Source organism: Salifodinibacter halophilus (genome assembly GCA_012999515.1).
Taxonomy (GTDB): Bacteria; Pseudomonadota; Gammaproteobacteria; order Nevskiales; family Salinisphaeraceae; genus Salifodinibacter; species Salifodinibacter halophilus.
Window position 1 is genome coordinate 1 of the sequence record JABEEB010000556.1, and the last position, 246, is coordinate 246.

Genomic DNA, 246 nt, shown 5'->3' on the forward strand with positions numbered 1-246 from the left:
CGCGCAGCGCGGCCTGGGTCAGCACCGCCTGCGGCGCGCAGTCGGCCAGCACATAGGCCAAGCGGTCGGACGGATAGGCCGGATCCACCGGCACGTAAGCGCCGCCGGCCTTGAGCACGCCGAGCACGCCCACCACCATCTCGATGCCGCGGTCCACGCACAGCGCCACCCGCGCATCGGGCCCGACGCCCAGGCCGGCCAGATGCCGCGCCAACCGGTTCGACAGCGCGTCCAGCTCGGCGTAGC

General features: G+C 74.4%; 1 protein-coding gene. It reads right to left on the bottom strand.

Annotation, left to right across the window (positions count from 1 at the left end; genetic code table 11):
- Positions 1-246, bottom strand: a 246-nt coding sequence (locus HKX41_12830; GenBank protein NNC25020.1) for an AMP-binding protein, incomplete at both ends; no start/stop codon positions are given.